At 74.3% G+C, this 22,598-nt stretch carries 4 protein-coding genes; all 4 read right to left on the bottom strand.

The genetic code is table 11. The features are described from left to right. Window positions 1-2: 2 nt before the first annotated feature. The 4 genes from ACZ5ON_RS26705 to ACZ5ON_RS26690 are packed head-to-tail and all read right to left on the bottom strand — an operon-like array spanning window position 3 to window position 22,589. Complete coding sequence (locus ACZ5ON_RS26705; protein WP_465597766.1) at window positions 3-1,232, bottom strand: hydroxymethylglutaryl-CoA synthase family protein; 1,230 nt, start codon at window positions 1,230-1,232, stop codon at window positions 3-5. Further along, complete coding sequence (locus tag ACZ5ON_RS26700) at window positions 1,229-1,495, bottom strand: acyl carrier protein (RefSeq protein ID WP_465597763.1); 267 nt, start codon at window positions 1,493-1,495, stop codon at window positions 1,229-1,231. Before ACZ5ON_RS26700 ends, ACZ5ON_RS26705 begins: the two co-directional genes overlap by 4 nt. Beyond that, a complete protein-coding gene (locus ACZ5ON_RS26695) occupies window positions 1,492-2,466 on the bottom strand; it encodes an LnmK family bifunctional acyltransferase/decarboxylase (protein ID WP_465597760.1) in 975 nt (324 codons plus the stop codon). Before ACZ5ON_RS26695 ends, ACZ5ON_RS26700 begins: the two co-directional genes overlap by 4 nt. Beyond that, on the bottom strand, window positions 2,463-22,589 hold the full coding sequence (locus tag ACZ5ON_RS26690) for an SDR family NAD(P)-dependent oxidoreductase (protein WP_465597757.1): 20,127 nt from the start codon (window positions 22,587-22,589) through the stop codon (window positions 2,463-2,465). The genes ACZ5ON_RS26695 and ACZ5ON_RS26690 overlap by 4 nt, the downstream gene beginning before the upstream one ends. Window positions 22,590-22,598: the final 9 nt, after the last annotated feature.

Raw genomic sequence — 22,598 nt, 5'->3', positions numbered from 1 at the left:
GGTCAGCGCCAGTCGTAGCGCCGGTGGTGGTTCTCCACCCCGGTGAGCACCAGCAGTTCGCCGGGGTGTGCGGCCCGGTCCGCGAAGTCCCACCAGTCCTCGGGGTCCACCCGGCGGTCGCGCTCGGGGACGAGGCAGCGCCGGGTCTCCTTCAGCAGACGGGTGTACTCCTCGAAGCCGACCGCCCGGCGGGCCGCCAGCCGTTCGGCGATCCGCATCCGGCCGAGCTCCGGCCCGGCCTCCGGAGCCACCACGCCGCTCAGGAACTCGGACGCGCAGCCGGAGCCGTACGAGAACAGGCCGACCCGCTCGGGCCGTTGGACGGGGGCCCGGTCGATCGTGGAGGCCAGCGCCAGGTAGACCGACCCGGAGCAGAGGTTGCCGACCACCCTCGGGTAGGCCAGCGAAGGCGCGACCCGCCGGGCGAAGTCGGCCTCGACGGCCTCGACGCCGGCCGTGGTGTGCTCGCGCATCATCTTGCGGTGCCCGGCCTTCACCAGGCCGGCGAACGGGGTGTGCAGCACCAGCCGGTCGAAGGTGGTGGCGAAGTCGGCGCCCTCCACCCGGTCCGCGTAGTCGGCGAAGCTCCGGGTGAGGCAGTCCAGGTAGGCGAAGAGCGAGCGGTCGGCGTCGGCGATGTCCAGGGTCGGCTCGGGCCGCGCCGAGTCCAGGGTCTCGTAGCTGTGCAAGCCGTACGCCCCGGGGTCGATGGCCAGGATCCGCGGCTGGTCGCCGAGCAGTACGGCGGCCGCCCCGTGGCCGGTGGCGGCCTCGGCGTACTGCGCGTACTCGTCGACCACCGCGACGTCGGTGGCGATCACCAGCGCCCTCGCCCCGGGCGAGTGGCCGGACGCCAGCCAGCCGGCGGCGAGTTGCACCATGCCGGTGGCGGCGTAGCAGGCCTGCTTGGCCTCCAGCACCCGGCAGCTGCGGGACAGGCCCAGGTGCTCGTGCACGTAGGAGGCGACCGACTTGCTGTAGTCGACCCCGGACTCGGTGGAGGTGACGAGCAGTTCGATCCGGGCGCGCTCGTCCGGGGTCAGGGCGTCCACCAGGGGCTTGGCGGCGTTGACGGCGTTGGTGACCGGATCCTCGAACGGCAGGCCGACGGAGCGGCGCTCCATCATCAGGTTGGCGAGGCGGTCGTGGTCGAGTCCCCGGCCGTCGAACAGCTCGGTGAGCGCGATACCGGCCAGCCCGGCGTACACGTTGAGCGACTCGATGCCGATCATGCGCGCCTCGCCCGGGCCAGGTGGTCGACCAGGTGGTCGATGTCCGGGATGGCGCTGAAGGCCGACATCGGCTCGTCGATGCCCAGCCGGCGGGTGACGGTCAGGATGATCTCGACCCGGTCGACCGAGTCGGCGCCCAGGTCCCGCAGGTGGCGGTTGCCGGTGATCTCCGCCGCCGGGAGGGCCGGCAGGATCTCCCCGATCGCCTCCCGCAGCGCCAGTTCGGCCGCTGCCCTGGCCTCGCGGCCCACGGTGTCGTTCACTGCCCCTCCTCGGGCTGCCGGTACACCCGCTGGGTGCTGACGGCGATCAGACTTCCGGTCGTCGCGTCCCGGATCACGACGTCGAACAACTCCTCGGCCCTGTCGGCCGTCCGGGCCCTTACGGTCACGCCGAGCTCCAACTCGGTGTCCGGGTCGGCGTTCTGGGCGTAGCACAGCTGCTGGTCGACCACCCGGCGGCGCAGGAAGGCGCCGTCGTCCCGCCCGAGCGCACGCCACTGGCGCAGCACCGCCTGGTCCACGAAGGAGAAGTAGGAGGCGAAGTAGACGAGTCCGACGCCGTTGAGGTCGCGGGTGATGTCGATCCGGTAGCGGGTGGTGAAGCCCTCGGCGACGGGGGTGTACTCCTCGGGCGGCTCGTCGCAGAAGCTGAGGGTCTGCCGGGCCCGGCCGTACGCCCGGCGCGGCGAGTACTCCTCCGGCAGCGCCGGCAGCCGGCGGTGTCCGAAGTCCGCCGGAGAGGCCGGCACCAGGCCCTGGTTGGAGTCGGCCCGGCGGCGGCTGACCCAACGGTTGAAGTTCTCCACGTACAGCTCCCCGGGGGAGGGGCCCCGGTAGAACTCCGCCGCGGTGAGCGGGCGCCCGGGGTCGGCGGCCGACGCGGCCGCGATCCGGTGGATCGTCAGTACCGACTCGCTGCCGAAGTCGAACGAGCGCGAGGTGACGTCCAGCACGTCGCCGAAGCTGACGCTGCGCAGGTGGAAGTCCCTGCTGCCGCGCACCCGGTAGTAGTAGAAGGCCAGGTAGGCGGGGCTGCCGTCGGCGCCGCGGGCGCCGAGGACGTCGGTCCCGCAGAGCGTGCCGACCGTCTCCCAGGTCCAGTCGCCGATCTGGCCGAGGAAGAGCGAGTTGTGTCCGCACATCGCGGGGCTGACGGTGACCCGGCGGCGGAGCGTGCCCGCGTCCGGTGGCTGCGGGCCGGTGCCGTCGGCCGGGGTGGTCCGGTGAGTCATCGGTCCTCCTGCCGGCCGGTCTCGTCGATCTCCGCCAGGAAGTCGGCGAGGACCCGGTTGAACCGCTCGGCCGAGGTGAGGCTGGGGAAGTGGCCGGCGTCCTCGAACTCGGCGTAGCGGACGTCGGGGAGCGTGCCGTGCAGCAGGTGGCCGGTCCGCAGCGGGACGACGGTGTCGTGCCTGCCGTGCACGATCAGGGCCGGCACGGCCAGGGTGGCGAGCTGCGGCAGCAGGTCCCGCGAGGCGTCGAACTCGTCCAGGTAGCGCAGACCGGTCCGGGCGTCCAGGCTCTCGCACCGCAGCAGCAGTTCCTCGAACTTGCCGCGTGACGCCGCCAGTTGCTCGTTCCCGGTCCGGGTCAGCAGGTGGTCGAAGTCCTCCCGGGCCACCAGTGCCAGCCGGTTCATCTCGCCCCGGCGGTTGCCCACCTTGTACGAGCCGCCGATCAGGGTCACCGAGGCGACCTCGCGCGGGTGCCGCAGCGCCAGCGTGAGCGCGGGCAGCGTGCCGAACGAGGCGCCGGCCAGGTGCACCGGTTCCCGCACGTCCAGCGCGTCCAGGGTGCGGCGCAGCAGTTCGGCCATGCCCTCCACGGACAGGTCGGCGGCGGCCGTGGTGGCCCCGACACCCGAGTGGTGCACCGAGATCACCCGGTGCCGGCCGGCCAGGCCCGCGAACTGCGGGCCGAAGAAGCCCGCCCCGATGTTGAACGGGTGCACCAGGACCAGCGGGGTGCCCTCGCCCGCCTCGAACACCTCGACCTCGCCGTCGCTGAACCCGAGCAGGCGGCGCCGGACGGCCGGCTGGTGCTCGGTCAGCACCGCGTGGTTCTGGCTCAGCGGCCGGTGTCCCTCGTCCATCGCGGCCCGGACGTCGGCCGGGATGGCGGCGGCGGGATGGTAGGCGGCGGTCGCCGGGTGGTGCGCGGCCCGGGTGTCGACCGGGACCAGCTCGGGGGCCGGACCGGCGTCCCGCAGGCAGGCCGCCAGCCGGCGCCCGGCCTCCTCGGCCCGGCGGACCCCCAGGCCCACCGGCACCGCGAACCGGATCAGCCCCTGGCTCTCCGGGCCGGCCGCCAGGTGGGGCGCACCGCGGACACCGGTGTGCCGGTAGATCCACGCGAGCCAGCCGGCCACCCGGTGCGGTCGTCCCGCCTCACCCGGCAGCCGGGCGGTGTCGAGCAGGACGCAGTGGCCGCCCGACGCGGACACCGGCAGACCGGCCGCCGCGAGCGGCGCGTACAGGGCCTGGACGGCCGCCATCCGCTCGGTGACTCCGGCGGCGGCCCGCTCGCGGTCGGCCAGCGCGGTGGCGATCAGCCGGCGCTGGGTCAGGCCCGGTTCGGCGCCCCGCTGGAGGACGTCCTCGGCCAGCCGCTCGGCCAGCTCGGGATCGTCGGTGGCCACCACGCCGCCGGCGTCGATGCCGAAGTCCTTGGAGAGACCGAGGGTGACGGTGTCGGCGAGGGAGAGGATCTCCTCAGCCACCTCCCACAGGCCTCGGCCCGTCTCAGCGGCCTCGGACTCGGCGACGAAGGCCGCGTTCTCCAGTACCCGGGTGGCGTCCAGGACCAGCGGTACGCCGTGGGCGTCCGCGCTCTGCCTGATCAGTCGCAGGTTGGCGAGCGAGATCGGGCGGCCGCCGAGTGCGTTGGTGCTGGTCTCCACGCAGACGAAGGACACCTTGCCCGGGTTGGCGGCGAGCGTCCGCGCCAGTGCCTCGACGTCCAGGTCGCCCCAGGACGGCTCCCGGCCGTCCACCACGTCGGCGGCCGGTACCGGCAGCGGGGTGAACCCGTGGTCGAGCTGGCTGATCGCCCAGGTGGGGAACAGGGCGTTCTGCACCACGAATCCGCGCCGTCGCGGCCACGCCCGGCAGAGCATCGCCTCGGCCGACCGTCCGCGCACGGTCGCCACCGCGTACCGGAACGGCAGCAGGGCCGCGAGGTCCGGCTCCGTACCCGAGGCGGCGTCGGTCCGGGCGCGCAGGGCCGCCATGCCCTCGGCGACGAACGGTGCGTCGAGTTCCGTCCAGGAGTCGGTGACCAGGTCGAAGTCGGCCTCGACGGGCGGGAGCAACAGCGGGTTGTGGCCGGTGGCGGCCAGCCGCCGCTCTCGCGCGCGAACGGCGTCGGAGGTGGTGGGGGTTGTGGGTGTAGTGGGTGTAGTGGGAATGGTGGGTGTGGTGGTGCCTGTCGGCATGGTGGGCGTTGCCGTGGCGTCGGGTTCGGTGGACTGTGGCTGCGGCACCTCGGGGTTGGCGATCATCAGGATGATCTCGCCGACGTCCGTCGGTTCGCCGTCGGCCGGTCGGCACAGGTAGATCGGCAGGTTGACGGGCCGGAACTTGTTCTTGAAGCGGAAGTTCCCCTCCCCGGTGAAGACCCCGGTGGAGCGCAGCTCCGCGAGTGCCCGCTCGGCCACCGGATCGGCGTTGGCCGAGGCGCCGAGCCGCACGCCCAGGCTCGCCCCGAAGCTGAACAGGGTGCAGCCCTCGTCCGCGAGCAGCCGGACGATCCGGGTGATCGTGTACTCGAGTCCGCCCATCGGCAGGTCCCCGGCGTAGAACTCCAGGTCCAGCAGGTACCCGGGCTCGGAGGGGATGCGTGTCACGATCACCGCGCAGCGCAGTTCCTCGCCGGTGCGGGTCAGGAACATCCGGTGCCGCTCACCGAGCACCCCGCGCCGGATCTCCTCCCGGACGGTGGACACGTACGGGTTCACCATGTCCTTGGTGGCGCACCAGCGGTCGATCAGCTCCGCGATCCGGGCGTCGGTGGCCGGGTCGGAGCCCACCCGGTACTCGGCCGTTCCCGCTCCGGGCACCCGCTCGAACCGCTGCACCATGTAGCGGAGCTTCTGCTTCCGGGCACCCGCGAGGGTGAAGTCCTGGATGTTCTCCATCCGTTGGACGGCCCCGAACGGCGTGGCCGAGTAGGGCCGGCCGTCCACCTCCGTCAGCCGGACCATCGACAGCAGGTTGGGCCGCAGTCCGTGGCGGGCGGCGTGCTCGCCGTACTCGCGGGTCAGCCCGGGCAGGTCCGCCTCGGATCCGACGTAGCTCCAAGCCAGGACCGAGCCCGCTCGCTGGGAGAAGTTGAAGTACGCGGTGCGGGCCGAACCCAGGAAGACCAGGGGTGCGATGTCCCGACCCGGCAGGCCGCCCTCCTTGGCGTGGCGGAGGTCCAACTCGGCCAGCACCGCGGCGATTTCGGGCTGCTCTCCGAGTTCGCGCTTGCGTACCACCAGCGGGCCCGGCTGGTCGACGCCGACCGGCCGGCCGGCGGCGAGGTCCGGGGCCGGGGGTGCCGCCTCCGCCGGGTCGGCCGCCGCCTCGGCCGCCAGCAGCTCGGCGGTACCGGGACCGTGGAGTGCGACCAGGTGCCCGGCGAGCGCGCTGACCGTGGGGTGGTCGAACAGCAGGGTTTTGCGCTGTGCGCCGAACCGGCGTTCCAGCACCGCGACCACCCGCAGCATGTCGAAGGAGGTGAAGCCCTGGTCGGCGAAGTCCGAGCCGGGCTCGACGGACCGGCCCACGGTCCGCCCGATCAGCCTGCTGAGCGCCTCGGCCTCCGGCTCCGGCCCGCCGGCCGGGAGGGGGCCTGCGGGCGCGGCCGACGCCACCGGTGGAGCCGGGGACGGTGCGGGTGCCGGTGCCGCTGCCGCTGTGGAGGCCTGAGGGAGCGCCGCACCGAGGGCCGCGGCCACATGGGCCGTCAGACGGTCGACGGAGTCCTGTTCGTAGAGCTCCGCCGCTTTCAGGTCCAGGCCGTAGGTCTCGTTGAGCCTGTGGACCAGGTCCATCCGGAAGATCGAGTCCAGCCCGAGGTCGCCGAACGGCCGGTCGTACGACAGTTCCCGCTCCGGGGTGCCGAGGATCTCGGAGAGACCGGCGAGCACGGTACGGCGGACCTCGGCCACCAGGCCGTCCCCCCACTCGTGCACGATCGCGGTTGCTTCGGTCACGGAAAACGTAGTTGACGCCACGTCGGACAGCGGCTGCACGGGGGTCGGCACGGTCGGCAGGCCGTCGAGCTGGGCCAGCCTCACCCGCTCCCGTTGCCGCTGCGGCGCGGGAGTCCGCGTCGCGCGGACGGTTGATGGCGCTTCGATGGTGACCTCCGGGTCGGGTGCCGGTGCGCCGGGGGCGAACCAGTGGCGGGTTTTGTTGAGCGGGATGCCGGGCAGCGGGGTGCGCCGCGGCGGCCGGCCGGTCCACAGCCGCGCCCAGTCGACGGAGCGGCCGCCGACCCACTCGCGGGCCAGTCCGTCCAGATCGCCGTAGGCCGTGGCCGGCCCGTCCGCGCGCCCGGTGCCGAGGTGACCGCCGGGCACCGACTCGCCCCGGGCCAGCGAGGCCAGCGCGCGGACCAGCTCCGCCCGGTCCTCGACCACCACCGCGAACCGCTCCGGCCACTCCTCGCGGCCGACCTGGAGGGTGCGGGCGACCTCCGCCAGGCCGGACGCCCCGCGCTCCAGGTGCCGGGCGAGCCGGGCGGCGTAGCCGGCCAGCTGTTCGCGCGTCGGTGCCGACACGGCCACCAGCTGCGGACCGTGGCCCTCCACCGCGGGCTGCGGGCGGTAGGACTCCAGCACCACGTGTGCGTTCGTCCCGCCGAAGCCGAAGGAACTGACGCCCGCGCAGCGCGACTTCACACCGTCGGCCCCGGCTGGGGCCTCCCAGTCGGCGAGTTCGGTGCCGATCCGCAGCGGTGTGCCGTCCAGCCTGATGTGCGGGTTCGGACTTTCGAGGTGGAGGTGCGGGGGAAGTTGGCCGTGTTCCATGCCGAGCAGCACCTTGAGCACCCCCGCGATGCCCGCGGCGGCCTCCAGATGGCCGATGTTGGTCTTCACCGAGCCGAGCACGGTGTGCGGCCGGTCCGGCAACTCCCGGCCCAGGTCGGCGTAGAGGGTGGTGAGGGCGCGCTTGACACCCTCGACCTCCACCGGGTCGCCCAGCCTGGTACCGGTGCCGTGCGCCTCCAGGTAGCCCAGCCGGTCCGGGTCGGTGCCCGCCGAGCGGTGCGCCTGGACCAGGACCCGCGCCTGCGCCTCCGGGTTGGGCGCGGTAAGGGAGTTGGCGCGCCCGCCGTGGCCCACGGCCGTTCCGGTGACGAGCCCGTACACGTGGTCGCCGTCGGCCAGCGCGCGGTCGAGCGGCTTCAGCAGCACCACCCCGCAGCCCTCGCCCCGGACGTATCCGTCGGCGGCCGCGTCGAAGGTCCGGCAGCGGCCGTCGGCACTGAGCATCCCGGACTGCTGGAAGGCGGTGAACAGGGCCGGGCTGAGCAGCACGCTGACCCCGCCCGCGAGGGCCTGCTCGCACTCCCCCGCGGCCAGCGCGCGCACCGCGCGGTGGATGGCGACCAGCGAGCTCGAACACGCGGTGTCCACCGACTCGCTGGGCCCGCGCAGATCCATCAGGTACGAGACCCGGTTGGCCAGCACGGCGTGGGCGACGCCGGTCGCGGTATGGGCCTCGACCCGGGCGCCGTCCCTGCCGAGCAGGTCGGCGTAGTCGGAGGTGGACACGCCCGCGAACAGGCCGGTGACCGTGCCTGCCAGGTCGGCGGGACGGTAGCCGGCGTCCCAGACCGCCCGCCACGCGGTCTCCAGGAACAGCCGCTGCTGCGGGTCCATCATGGCGGCCTCGCGCGGGGCGATACCGAAGAACCCCGCGTCGAAGCGGTCGATCCCGGTCAGGAAGCCGCCGTGGAATCCCTCCGCCCCGGCGGCGGCCCGCAGTTCGGTCCGGTCCTCGGGCACCGCCGTCACCAGGTCGTGCCCGGCGGCGAGGTGCTCCCAGAACTCCTCGGTGTCGGCGGACCCGGGCAGCACCCCGGCCATCCCCACCACGGCGACCTCGAACCGCCCGGAGCGCACCGCCGACGCCCGGTGGCCGGGCGTCTGCCCGGGCTGTTCGGTCCGGTGGACGGTCGGCTCGGTCTGCTGACCTTCGGCGGGTGCGGGCTCGGAGTCCGCCGCAGGCTCGGGCGCCGCCGACGGACTGTGCCGCGCCGCCACCTGGGCGGCGTGGTGCCGGCCGAGGTAGGCCGCGAAAGAGACCAGGTCCGGGCACTCGAACAGGACGGTGGGCAACAGGTCCAGGCCGTAGTGCTCGTTGACCTTGATGATCAACTCGGTCAGCGTGATCGAGTCGAACCCCAGCTCGAGCAACTGCTCACCGGGGTCGACCTCGGCGGGGTCGACCAGCAGGAACTCCGCTGCCATGGCACGGAGTTCACGCTCCACCGCCTCGATGTCCGGCGTTGCCAAGCCGGTTGGATCCCCGGCCGTCCCGGCGGTACTTCCCGCTCCCCCGGCCGTCCCGGCGGTACTTCCCGCTCCCCCGGGCGTTCCGGCGGTACTTCCCGCTCGCCCGGGCGCGGCCGCCTCCCCGGGCGCGGCCGCCTCCCCGGGCGCGGCCGTCTCCCCGGGCGCGGCCGCCTCCCCGAGTACCTCGGTCGGCTCGGGCAGGACCGCCTCGCCCCCGGCCGGACGAGCAGCCCGCTGCACCACCGAGACCCGGGTCTGCGGCCCCGCCGCCAGCAGCTCGAAGGCCCGCAGACCGCCGGCCGTGCTCAACGGGACCATGCCCCAACGCCGCTCCAGGAGTTGCCTCGTCGCGCCGTCGACGGTGATGCCGCCCTCCTCCCACAGCGGCCAGCCGATCGAGACGGTTCGGCCGGAGCAGAGGCCGGCCTGCTGCCGCTGCGCCCGCAGCTCGGCGAACTCGTCGAGGAAGGCGTTGGCATAGGCGTAGTCCACCTGGCCCGGGTTGCCACTGCGGGCCACCACCGAGGAGAACAGCACGAAGAAGTCCAGCGGCTGGTCCGCCGTCAGTTCGTCCAGGGCCATCGATCCGAACGCCTTGGGCGCGAGCACCGCGTCGAGGCCGGCCCGGCGCTTGGTGACCGCGCGGGCGTCCCTGGTGACGCCCGCCGCGTGCACCAGCCCGCTCAGCGGCCCGTGCTCGTCCGTGACGGCGGCGACGAGCTCGCGGACCTCCTGAGGCCGGGAGACGTCGGCGCGCAGGTAGCGGACGGTGCTACCGTCCCGGGACAGCTCGGCCAGCAGCGCGAGTTGCCCGGAGTCCGGTTCCGAACGGCCGGTCAGGACCACGGTGACCGGACCGGCCTGGACCAGTCGGCGGGCCACCAGCAGGCCCAGCGCGCCGAGCCCGCCGGTGACCAGGTAGGTGCCGCCGGGCCGCAGCCGCAGGGGCTCGGTCCCGTCCGGCGTGAACTCGGCCATCCTGACGAGTTGCCGCTCACCGGAGCGGTAGCGGACGTCCTCGGCCGTGCCGGGACGGCAGGAGAGCAGCTCGCCGGCCAACCGGTCGGCGAGCAGCAGCGGTTCGGCCAGGGCCTCGGCACCCTCGAAGGCGACCCGGGCCGCGCCCAGCCGGCTGTGCTCCAGGGCCAGGCTGCGCAGGGCGGCACCGAGCGCGGCATCGACCGGGCGGGAGACCGGGGTGGGTGCCGGATAGCCGTACACCACCCGGAGGTCGCGCGGGCCCGTCTCCCGGCCCAGCAGCGCGGTCAGCAGGGTGAACGGTGCGTGGAACCCGGCGTCGAGGTCGGCCGGGAGCGCGGCCGTGCCGTACTCCGCGGCACCCTCGGAGGCGTACCAGACCACGGCATCGGGCGCGCCTGCACCGTCCGCGAGCTCGGCCGCCAGCCGGGCGCACTGCTCGGGGTCGGTGAGCGCCAGCCGGTAGCCGCCGGTGGCGGTACGGCCGAAGACCGTTCCCGGGACGACCGGGATGACCACCGGGACGACCGCGGCCGAATGCTCGGCCAGCCGCTCCATCAGCCCCTCGGCCAGTTCGGCGGCCGATGCGGTGTCCTCCGCGACCAGGAGGACGGTGCGCGGGGCCGCGCCCTCCGGCACCGGCAGCGGGGCCGCCTCCCAGACCGGCCGGGAGTACTCGACCCGGGCCGACTCCTGCTCCGGCACCGGCTCCTGCTCCTGCTCCTGCTCCTGCTCCGGCACCGGCTGCGCGGCGGCCGGCCTGGCGGAGCCCGGGAGCCAGTGCCGGGTGCGGTCGAACGGGTAGGTGGGGAAGGCCGCCCGGCGCGGGCGCGGGCCCTGCCACAGCCGTCGCCAGTCCACCGCGGCGCCGGTCACCCAGGCGCGGGCGGCCTCGATCGGGTCGTCGCCCTCCCAGGACGGCGCATCTTGGCGCCGTGCGGTGCCGCGCAGCAGCCCGTCCGGCTGCCCGCCGTCGGCGAAGGCCCGCAGGGACGCGGCGAGTTGGTCCGTTCCGGCGGCCGGCACGGCCAGCCGCTCGGTCATCTCCCGCCGCCCGGTCTGGCTGGTCCACGCCAGCTCGCGCGGCGTGGCGCCGTCCGGGGCCTCCGCCAGCCGGTCCGCGATCCGCCCGGCGAGGACGGCGAGCCGTTCGGGGGTCCGCGCGGAGAGCAGGAACACGTGCCGGCCGTCGGCCGGCTCACCCGCCGGCTCCGGCTCGCGCCGGTCCCGGTACTCCTCCAGCACCAGGTGGACGTTGGCACCCCCGGCGCCGAACGAGCTGACGCCGGCCCGGCGCGGACACTCGGTCAGGGCACCGTCCTGCTCCAGTGTGGGCCGGTGCCACGGGGCCAACGCGGTCTGCGGCCGGAACGGCGACTTCTCGAAGCCGATCCTCGGGTTGGCCCGGTCGAGGTTGACGCTCGGGTACAGCCGGCCCTCCTTCAGCTGGAGCAGCACCTTGGTCAGCCCGGCGATGCCGGCCGCGCCCTCCAGATGGCCGATGTTGGACTTCACCGAGCCGACCGGGACCGTCCGCCCTGCGATGCCGTCCTCCGTGGCGCCGCCGAACGCCCGGGTGAGGCCGGCGATCTCGATCGGGTCGCCTAGGCCCGTTCCGGTGCCGTGCGCCTCGACGTAGGAGACGGTCCGGGGGTCCACGCCGGCGCGGCGCAGCGACTCACCGATCAGTTCGGCCTGGGCGTTGGGGTTGGGCACCGTGTATCCGCTGGTCCTGCCGCCCGCGTTCGTCCAGCCGCCCCGGATGACGGCCCAGATCCGGTCACCGTCGCGCTCGGCGTCCGCCAGCGGTTTCAGCAGCACCGCGCCGACGCCCTCACCCGGCACGTAGCCGTCGGCATCGGCGTCGAACGGACGGCAGCCGGGCCCGCCGGCCAACATGTTCCGGCTGGACAACGCCACCAGGTGCGCCGGATGGAGGATCAGGTTCACCCCGCCTGCGATGGCCATCCGGCACTCGCCGCGGCGGATGCTCTCGCAGGCCAGGTGGACGGCCATCAGCGAGGAGGAGCAGGCCGAGTCGACGGCCATGCTCGGACCGGTCAGATCGAACACATGGCTGACCCGGTTGGCCACCGACCAGTACGCCGAGTGGGCGCCGGTGAACTCGCCCCGGCTCCACCCCTCGGCGGCGAGCTGGCCGTACGACCCGTACATCAGGCCGGCGAAGACGCCGGTCTCCGGCACCCTGGTGTGCTCGCCGAGGTGGCCGCTCTCCTCAAGCAGGTTCCAGCAGGTCTCCAGGAAGAGCCGTTCCTGCGGGTCGATCGAGCCCGCCTCTCGCGGCAGGATGCCGAAGAGCTGGGGGTCGAAGGCGTCGACGTCCGCCAGGAAGCCCGCCCATCGGCCGTAGCTGCGGTTGGGCCGGCCGCGGCGGGCGTCGAAGTACTCGCGCCAGTCCCAGCGGTCGGCGGGCACCTCGGTGACGCAGTTGACCCCGGCCGCCAGGTTGCGGGCGAAGGCGGCCAGGTCCGGCGAGCCCGGGTAGCGGCCGGCGACCCCCACGACGGCAATTCTGGCTCCGGCGGGCACCGGCTCGACCGCCGTGACGGAGGCGGCCGTGACGGAGGCGGCCGTGGTCGTGGGCTCCGCGGAGGCAGCCGTGGTCGTGGGCTCCGCGGAGGCGGCCGGCACCGTCGAAGTGGTCGGCATCGCCGAGGCGGTGGCGTGCTCCGGGCCTGTGGCCTCCTCCGGGTCGGCGGCCGTGAGCGGGGCGATCCGGTCGCCGTGCACGGCCGTCAGGTGTTCGGCGAGCCGTTCGATCGTCAGGTGTTCGAAGAGCAGGGTCGCCGGGAGTTCGCCCAGGTCCCGGGAGAGCCGATCGACGATCTCCGCACCGATCAGCGAGTCGACACCGAAGGTCTCGAACGTCTCGCGGTCGGTCAGCTCGTCCTCCGCGCACTTGAGCACCTCGGCGAAGATCCGCCGCAGGTAGCGGCGGGTACCGGGCCGCGCGTCCGGGGTATGCTCCGGGACCCCGGCGGCGCACGGAACGCCAGTGACCTCCCCGGCGGCGCACGGAACGCCGGTGACCTCCCCGGCAGCGAGCGGAATGTCGGTGAGCGGCATGCCGTGCTCGGCCAGGCGGGCCGGGTCCGCCTTGATGACCAGCAGCTGGCCGAGGCCGGAGGAGATCGCGCGGGCCAGGGCGGGCACGCCTTCCTGCGGCTCGATCGAACCGACGCCGAGCCCGGCGAAGGACCGGTGGTAGCGCTCCCGGGCGACGGCGCCGACGCTCCCCCAGAAGCCCCAGTTCACCACCGACACCGGGAAGTCGTACCGCCGCCGCGCGTTCCAGGCGAGGGCGTCCTCGAGGGTAGCCGCCGCCGCGTAGTTGGCCTGGCCCGGCGAGGCGACGAAGGACGCGGCGGAGGAGAAGAACACGCAGAAGTCCGGCCGCTCCCCCACCAGGGCGTCGAGCAGCGCCGCCGCACCGGCCGACTTCGGCGTGACCACCCGGCCGAACTCGTGCTCGGTCATCCGCGCGAACGGCACGTCGTACAGCTCGCCCGCCGCGTGCAGGACCCCGTGCAGCGCGCCGAAGGACTCCCTGGCCTGCGCCACCGCGGCCCGGACGGCCACCGGATCGGCGGTGTCACCGGACACGTACCGGATCTCGCCGCCGAGCCGGGCGATCTCCGCCAGCCCCTCGGCCACCTCGGGGTGGTCGGCCGGTCGGCGGCCGAGCCAGACCAGCCCGGCCCGGTGGTCGGCGGCCAACCGCCGGCTCACCGCCCGGCCCAGGCCACCGCTCCCGCCGACCACCAGATAGCTGCCGCCGTCCCGGAAGGGGGTCGGCCCGTCCTGCTCGGGAATGGGCCGGAAGCGCCGGATGTAGCGCCGGCCCTCCCGCCAGGCCACCACCGGGTGCCCGGCGTCCTCGACCACGATCCGGTCTGCCTGGGTCGTGACGTCCTCCGGGTCGGCGACACCGAGGTCGAGGCAACCGACCTCCCAGTGCGGGTACTCCGCGGCCAGGCTCCGGAACAGACCCGGCAGGCCCGCGCCGTGCGTTTCGACCTCGTCCGCCTCCCGCACCGGCAGCACTCCGTGAACGACTTGACGAACCGTCAGCTCGCGATCCGACTGCCCGGCCCGGATCAGCTGCTTGAGCAGGCGGAAGGCGGCCGTGGTGACCGGATCGCCGGCAGGGCCGGCGGTGACCGGCCCTGCCGGCGGACCGGCCAGGACGTAGAGCACGTCGAAAGGCCCGGGCGCGCGCTCGGCGCCGTCCAACGGGATGCGGACCACCTCGTCGGCGGTGTGCCTGGCCGCCAGCGCGTCGGCCAGCGGACCTGCGGTAGCCGTGTGGGCTAGCGCCACCCGGCGGCCGCCGACGGCGGACGCACGCGGGGCGGACGCACGCGGGGCGGACGCACGCGGGGCCGGCGGGTCGGTCTCCTGCCATTCTGGCCGGCAGACCAGCAGCCGGGGTGCCCCGGTACCGCCCGCGTCCGGTCGGGGCCCGAGCGGCATCTCGGCCCGGGCGGCCGGCACCGGGATGGTACGGCCGGCGCCGGTGATCCAGTGCGAGGTACGGGCGAAGGGGTGGCCGGGCAGCGGGACGTGGCGGGCGACCCGGTCCCGGTGCAGCGCCTGCCAGTCGACTTCCCCGCCGGCCAGGAAGTCCTCGGCGAGCTGGTGCAGCCGGGCACCGCACCGGTCGAGGGCGGGCGGCTCGCCCGCCGACAGCAGTCCGGCCTGCTCCCGCAGCTCCGCGAGGTCACGCACCACGAACGCGGCCCGCACCGGGAAGTGCGCCCGGCGAAGGCTCAGCGTCCGGGCGACGTCGCCCAGGTCGTGCTCCTCGGTCAGCTGCCCGACCAGCTCCCGGACCAGCGTGTGCAGCGCGTCCGGCGTCCGGGCCGAGAGCGGCAGCAGTACGGCCTCCGCTCTTCCGAACCGCTCCGCCGCGGCGGGGCGGGCGGGCGCCTCTGCCAGCACGGCGTGCGCGTTGGTCCCGCTGAAGCCGAAGCTGCTCACGGTGCCGATCCGGACGCCCGAAGGTCCCGGTCGCCAGGGTGTGGGCTCGGTGACGACGCGGATCGGCACCGCCGGGTCGATCTCCGGGTTGGCCTCGCGGTAGTTCAGCGACGGGGGTATCTCGCCGTGGTGGAGGCCGAGCACCACCTTGATGAAACCGGCGATGCCCGCCGCCAGTGTGGCGTGGCCGATGTTGGACTTCACCGAGCCGACCGGACAGGGGTCCGCGACGGGCCGACCGCGCAGGATCTGGCCGAGTGCCTTGGCCTCGATCGGGTCGCCGAGCTGGGTCCCGGTGCCGTGCGCCTCGATGTAACCGATGTCCCGGGCGCTGACTCCGGCCCGGCGGTGGACCTCGGCCAGCAGGGCGGCCTGGGAGTCTGCGCTGGGCGCGGTGATGCCGTTGGTCCGCCCGTCGCCGTTGGTGCCGGTGGCCCTGACCACGGCGTACACCGTGTCGCCGTCGGCGAGGGCCCGGTCGAGCGGCTTGAGCACCACCGCTCCGACCCCCTCGCCGAGGACCATCCCGTCGGCCGAGGCGTCGAACGGCGCGCAGCGGCCCGAGGGGGAGAGCATGCCCGTGCGGCTGGTCCAGACGTGCATGCGCGGCGTGAGCATCACCGCGACCCCGCCCGCGACGGCCAGGTCGCACTCGCCCGCGCGGATGGCGGTCACCGCCTGGTGGACGGCGACCAGCGAGGACGAGCAGGCGGTGTCGACGGCGACGGTGGGCCCGCCGAGGTTGAGGTGGTAGGCGATCCTGGCGGCCAGGATCGACGGGGAGTTGCCGAGGAAGGCCTGCCCGGAGTCGTCCTGGCCGGCCTCCTCCAGCAGCCGGAGGTAGTCGCCCTGGCCGGTCCCGACGAAAACTCCGCAGCGAGCCCGCTCCGGACCCGGAACGGCGTACCCGGCGTGCTCCAGCGCCGACCACGCCTCCTGGAGGAACAGTCGCTGCTGAGGATCCATCAACTCGGCTTCCATCGGTGAGAGATGGAAGAACGCGGCGTCGAACCGGTCCACGTCGGTGAGCAGCGCGGCCCAGCGGCTGTAGGTGCGGCCCGGCGCACGCGGGTCGGGGTCGAAGTACCGGTCTACGTCCCAGCGTTCCGCGGGCACCTCGCGGATGCTGCTGCGGCCGGCCATCAGGTTGTCCCAGAAGGCCTCCGCCGTCGGGGCGTCGGGGAAGCGCGCGGCCAGCCCGATCACCGCGATGTCCACCGGCTCGGTGGCGCCGCCGCCCGTCCCCGTCGACACCGGCCCCGGATCGACGGCGGAGGGTACGGGATCGGTGGGCCCCACCGCAGGTGGCAAAGCCACACGCGGTTCGGTCGCCGGCGGTTCGGTCGCTCGCGTTTCAGCCCCTGCCGGTAGGGGATCGGCGGGCCCGGTGCGCCCGGGCACCGGGGCCAGGACGACCGGTCCCGGACGGGCCGGTGTCGAACGGACCGGTGTCGAACAGGCCTGCCCGGCAGCGGGATTGAGCAGCATCAGGGTGGGGGGCAGCGGGCGCTGCGGGGCTGCTGTCGGGGGTTCCGCCGGGACCGGAGAGGAGGGGGCGGGCGCGGGCGCGGCAGGGGCGGGCGCGGCCGGGGACGGGACCGGTGCGCTGGGGACGGCGCCGGCCTCGACCGCCAGGGCGGCGGCGTGCAGGGCGTGCGCCCGGCCTGCCTCGGCCACGGTGAAGTCGGCGAGGCGGTCCAGCGTCGGGTGGTCGTACACCGCGACCGAGTCCATGGTCAGGCCGAAGCGCTCGTTCAGGTCCCGGACGATCTCGACCACACCCAGTGAGTCGACGCCCATCTCACTGAAGGTCAGTCGCGGGTCGATCTCGTCCCGGTCCAGGTAGAGGTGGTCGCTGAGGGTCTCGATGACCACGGAGACCACGGTGTCGCGGTCGGGCCCGGCAGGTACGGAAGTCCCGACAGGCCCAGCGAACGGTTCGGCGACGGGGTCGCCGACCGGAGCGGTCACGGTGTCCGGAGCCGTCACGGTGTCCGGAGCGGTCACGGTGTCCGGAGCCGTCATGGTGTCCGGAGCATCGGCGGGGGCCGCGAGCGCCGGCCGCGGTGCCTCCTCGACCGGTGCCGCCGCGTGCGGTCCGGGGGTTCGGTAGCCGGCCACCCGGGCGGTGTGGGCGTGTACCCGGTCCACCGCGTCGCGGCCGAGCACCCGTCCGTGCAGTTCGGCCTCGCGGGCCACCACACCGGACAGCTCGGCCAGTGTCCGTCCGGCCAGTTCGCGCTTGAGCTCTCGGACGGCCCCGGCCGGGCGGGCGGCGACGGACCGGGCGAGGTCGAGCGCGGCGGGCAGCACATCGACACGCGGAAGCACGGTCAACTGGGCTCCCCGGCGGGCCAGTTCGGCACCGCTCAGCGGGCTGCCGGTGTAGAACATCTCGGCGGCCAGCGAGCGGCCGAGTCGCCGTTCCAGGATGTACGTGGATCCGAGCCCGGGAGTGAACCCGTAGCGCAGAAAGCTGGCTGAGTACATCGCCTCGCGGGCCAGCAGCACGACGTCCGCGTGCAGGCCGAAGGTCAGACCGCCGCCGGAGGCGTGCCCGGAGATCGCGGCGATCACGGGGCGGTCGCAGCGCAGCAGGCCCTCATAGAGGAACGGGACGTCGGTGAAGCTGCCCCGGCCGCCGGCCAGCCGCTCCAGCGCCTCGGGGGTGCCGCCCATGCTGAAGGCTGGACCCGAGCTGGTCAGCACCACGACCTTCACCGCGTCGTCGGCCGACAGCTCGGCGAACGCCGCCTCCAGCCCGCGCACCGTCTCCTCGGTGAACATGTTGCTCTCGCCCCGCATGGTGACCAGGGCGATACCCGGGTCGAGCACCCGCAGTTCGACGGCGGGAGCGTCGTCCGCGCCGGGCCGTTCGGCGGAACGCTCCGGTTCCGCCCGGCGCGCCACCGGCCGCGTCTCGGCCGCTGTTGCCTCCCACGGCTGCTGATCCAACGGGCGACCGACCCGGTCCAGCACGGGGCCGTCCAGCACGCGGCGGTCCGGCACGGAGCGGTCTGGCACGGAGCGGTCCGGCTCGCCGGTGTCGGGGGGCGCCGCGCTGCGCCAGCGGCCGAGCCAGCAGGGTTCCTCGCTCAACGGATGGGCGGGCAGCGGGATCCGCCGCCCGGCGGGCCGCCCTGCCGCGTCCCGCGCCGCCGGCCAGCGCACCTCGGCACCCCGGACCCAGGCGGCGGCCAGTTCGCGAAGCCGGCCCGCCCGGAACAGCTCGGCGCAGTCGGCAGCCGTCGGACCGGCCGGACTGGTCGGACCGGAACCGGCCCGGCCGGACAGGTAGTTCGCGCCATCCGCCGGTTCGCCGCGCAGGTAGGCATCCAGACCGGCCATCAGGCGGGCGATCCCGTCGGCCGGGTCGTCGGCGACCACGGCCAGCCGGTGGGCCCGGTCGGTGCGCCCGACCTGCAGGGTGTGCGCCACGTCGGCGGCGAAGCGCCCGCTCCCCGGAGCGGATCGGCCGATCGCCCGCAGGGTTCCGTCCAGGGTGAGCGCATCCGGCGGGATTTCCCGTCCGAGCAACTCGCATGCCTGGCGGACCAGTTCGAGCAGACTGGAGCCGTCCAGGCCCAGTTCGCCGAGCGGTGCGTCCTGGTCGATCTGGTCGGGCCGCACACCGAGGATTCCGGCGGCCAGCCGGGCGAGCTCGGTGCCGCCCTCGGAGACCGTGCCCTGGGAGGACGCGGCCCGCGAGGACGTGGCCCGGAAGGCCGGATCCAGGGTGGCCCGCAGCGCGCCGGCGTAGCCGCGCAGTGAGGTCTCGTCGGGTGCGGAGAGGACGAAGAGCAGCCCTGTGTCCGGCTCGGGCGCCGGGGCCGACCGGCCGTGGTCGTACTCCTCCACCAGCACATGCACATTGGCGCCGCCCGCGCCGAACGCGCTCACCCCGGCGCGGCGCACCGAGCCGTCGGCGCCTCTGGCCCACACGCTCTGCCCGCGCTGCACGCGCAGCTGGGAGTCCGCGAGGTCCAGGTGCGGATTGAGCCGCTCGGTGTGCAGGGAGGGGACGAGCCGGCCGTGGCGCAGTTGCAGCAGCACCTTGGTGAGTCCGGCGATCCCGGCGGCGCTCTCCAGGTGGCCGATGTTGGACTTGACCGAGCCGACGGCGCAGCCGCCGCCGGCCGGGTCGGCGTCGGCGAAGGCGCGCCGCAACCCTTCGATCTCGACCGGGTCGCCGAGCGCGGTGCCGGTGCCGTGCGCTTCGACGTAGCCGACCGTGCCGGGGTCGACGCCGGCACGGTCCAGGGCGCTGCGGATGAGCGCCGCCTGCGAGTCGGGGCTCGGCACGGTGAAACCGCTGGTCCGTCCGGTGTGGTTGGCGGAGGTGGCGCGGATGACACCGTGGATGTGGTCGCCGTCGGCCACCGCCCGGCGCAGCGGCTTCAGCAGGACGGCGCCGACGCCCTCGCCGGGCACGTAGCCGGTGGCGTCCGCGCCGAAGCTGCGGCAGCGGCCGTCCTCCGCGAGGAACTGGCCCTGGGCGAGCTGGAGGTACTTCTGCGGGTGCAGGGTGAGGTTGACGCCGCCGGCCAGCGCGAGGGTGCACTCGCCCCTGCGGATGCTCTCCACCGCGAGGTGGACGGCGGTCAGCGAGGAGGAGCAGGCCGTGTCCACGGCCATGCTCGGCCCGGTCAGGTCGAAGGTGTAGGAGACCCGGTTGGCGACGGCCGCGTGCATGGCGGTGGGGGCCACGCCCTGGTCCTGGAACAGCTGGTAGTGGTTCCACATCACGCCGACGAACACGCCGACCGTCTCGCCGGCCAGGGCCGGCGCGGGGTAGCCGGCGTTCTCCAGGGTCTGCCAGCAGGTGGTGAGGAAGAGCCGCTCCTGCGGGTCCATCCGCTCCGCGTCCCGGCGGGAGATGCCGAAGAACGCGTGGTCGAAGCGGTCCGCCCCGTCGAGGAAGCCGCCCCACCTGCTGTAGGTCGAACCGGGCCGACCCTTTTCCGGGGCGAAGTAGCGGCTGTGGTCCCAGCGGTCCGCCGGGATCTCGGTGACGCTGTCCCGGCCGGCTGCGAGGTTGTGCCAGAAGGTGTCCGGGTCGGGGGCGTCCGGGTAGCGGCCCGCCAGTCCGACCACCGCGATCAACCCGTCCGGTCCGGACGATCCGTCTGATCCGGTCGAGCCATCCGGTCCGACCGCGGGTCGGTCCGAGCCGGCCTCGGTGCCGACCGGTGCCGCGGGCATCGGGAGCGGTGCCTCCGGCAGCAGCTCCGTGATCCGTTCCGGTGCGCCGTGGACGGCCACCACCGTGCCCTCGGCGCCGCGCAGCACCTGCTCCAGCAGCGCGAGACCGTCGGGGGCTGGCATCGGCCAAGTCCCCTCGATGCGACGGGAGTTCGCGACGGCCTCCGGGGTGAGCCGCATGCCGCCGTCGGCCCACATCGGCCAGCCGATGGCGTAGGTCCGGCCGGGCCGATCGGCGCGCCCCGACCTGGCCTCGGCGAAGTGCTCCAGATAGGCGTTGGCGAAGGCGTAGTCGCTCTGACCCGGTACCGCCCGGGAGGCCGACAGCGAGGAGTACAGCACGAAGAGGTCGAGCGGGTCGCGCGTCGTCACCTCGTCCAGGTGCAGTGCGCCGATCGTCTTGGGGGCGGCCACCACCGCCGGAGCGTCGTCCGGTTTGTTCTGGAACAGCGAGTCGGCGGTGGTGCCGGCGAGGTGGAAGACCCCGTTGATCGGCCCGAACTCCCGGCGGACGTGGGCCAGGGCCGCCTCCACCTCCGGTCTGCTGGTCACATCCGCGGTGAGCCGCAGCACCCGGGCCCCCGCCGCACTGCGCCTGGCGTCCTCGTCCGCTGCCGCACCGCCCGCCGGACGGCGGCCGATCAGCGCGATCCGGGCCCGGTAGCGCTCCGCGAGATGGTCGGCGAGCACTCCGGCCAATCCGCCCGAACCGCCGGTGACCACGTAGACGCCGTGTTCCCGCAACGGTCCGCGCGCGTCCGGGGCGTGGGGCGGCTCCGGCCGGAAGGCCCGCAGCTCACGGGTGCCGCTCCGGTAGCGGGCCGCGGGGCTGCGGCCACCGTCGCGCAGCTCGGTGAGGATCGCCGCCGCCACCTCCTCGGCCGTCCAGCGGTCCACTTCGACGGCCCGGCAGCCGATCGCGGGCGCCTCGGCGGTCACGCAGCGGGCCAGGGCGCCCAGCGCCGGAAGCTCGGGGACCGATCGTCCGAGCCGGCCCGGGTGGACGGCGAGCAGCCGGCGGGCCTCACCCGGGCGGTGGCGGACGAGCGAACGCGCGACGCGGAGCAACTCGGTGGCCGGGGCGACGGGTTCGACCGGCCGCTCGGCGATGAGGAGGACCAGGGCGCCCGGCCGGACGCCCCTGGCCGCGAGGTCCGGCCAGAGCCGGTCGAACCGCGCGGGATCGGCCGGGTCGAGACCGATCCGGTGCTCACCGTCGCCAGCGGGCCCGGGTCCGGCCAGCAGCACCCGGCGGCCGGGCAGGCGTTCGCCCAACTCCCTTACCAGGCCCGGAGGTTCACTGCCGGATAGCAGGACGACCAGGTCACCCTCGGGAAGTGCTCCGTCCTCGGCGCGGGCCGGGTACCAGACGGGGCGCAGTAGTGCGGTGGCGGCCGCCGGCAACGCGCCTTCCGGTGCCGGCGGGGTGGTCACGGCGCCGGCGGGCCGGCGGTACTCGTGGTGCTCGGCCAGATGGGCGGCCAGGCTGTCGATGTCGGTGTACTCGAAGAGCAGGGTTGGGTAGAGCGTCCCGGCCACCACCTCCTCCAGTCGCTCGCTGATGCGCACCATGTCGCCGGAGTCCAGGCCGAGTTCGTAGAATCCGGTGGCACCGCTGACCTCGGCCGGCCGCTGCCCGAGCGCCTCGCCGACCAGCTCGCGCAGCCGGGCGTTGAACGCCTCCAGCGCGTCCGGCCCCGACTCCTCGACCGAGACGTCCGCCGAACTTCCGGTCGCTACGGAGGCGTTGGCGGAGGAGGCCTCCCCGCCATCGAACGCCCCGGTCGCGGTGGGATCGTGCGCTGCGGTGGAATCCAGGCCGTCGAGCAGCCGGGTGATCAGCCCGGCCCGGCGGATCCGTTTGCAGATCAGCGCGCCGAACTCGGCGAGAAGACGGCCCTGTTCGTCGTAGAGCCCGTAGTCGCTGGTGATCACGTCCCGGGTGTCGGCGAGCCGCTCCGGGGCCGGGGCGTAGAGGTGCACCCGCCGGCCGAGGGCCCCTGGCGCGCGGAACCGATCGATGTAGACCGGGATGAAGGGTTCCCGGGAGACGGCCTCCGTCTGCCCGTAGGCGGCGATGGTGGAGGCGTCCAGCAGCGCGGGGTGCAGATGGAAGGCGTCGGCCTCGGGGGCGGTGGCGTCGAGGTTGAGTTCGGCGAGCAGGTATCCGTCGCCGACGTGCAGCGGACCGTGGCAAGCCATGGCGGCCCCGTGCCGGATGTTCTCCTCCCGGGCGCGGGCGTACAGTTCGGCCAGCTCGTAGCGGCGCACCGCGCCGGCCCTGAGTGCGGCCGGGTCGATCCTGGCGTCGGCGGCCAGGTCGCCGTCGAAGCCGAGCACGGCCCGCATGTTCTCCCGCCAGGGCGAGCCGGGGACTCCCGCCCAGCGGCTCTCGGCCGTCACCGTCCGGGTGCCGTCCGGTCCGGCCTGCGCGATGGTGATCCGGATCTCGCGGTCCGCGCCGTCGGTGGTGGCGATCGCCTCGGTGAACAGGATCTTGCGGAGTACGGCCCGCTCGTGGTCCAGGCCCCGGCTGCGCAGGATCCGGAAGAGGATGTCGAGGAAGGTCACCCCGGGCATCACCGACACGCCGTGCACGTGGTGGTTGCGCATGATGAAGTCGCTGTCGGCCAGCACCACGCGACACTCGATCCGTTGCTCCGTCACGGTACTTCC

This window comes from Kitasatospora sp. NPDC032150 (genome assembly GCF_055579945.1).
Note: the sequence above shows the minus strand (reverse complement) of the source record. Positions and strands in the feature narration are given on the sequence as shown.

What these genes read in the sequence shown, in the direction of transcription:
- ACZ5ON_RS26695 (WP_465597760.1), bottom strand. Translation starts at nt 2,466, where the DNA reads ATGACTCACCGGACCACCCCGGCCGACGGCACCGGCCCGCAGCCACCG.
- ACZ5ON_RS26705 (WP_465597766.1), bottom strand. Translation starts at nt 1,232, where the DNA reads ATGATCGGCATCGAGTCGCTCAACGTGTACGCCGGGCTGGCCGGTATC.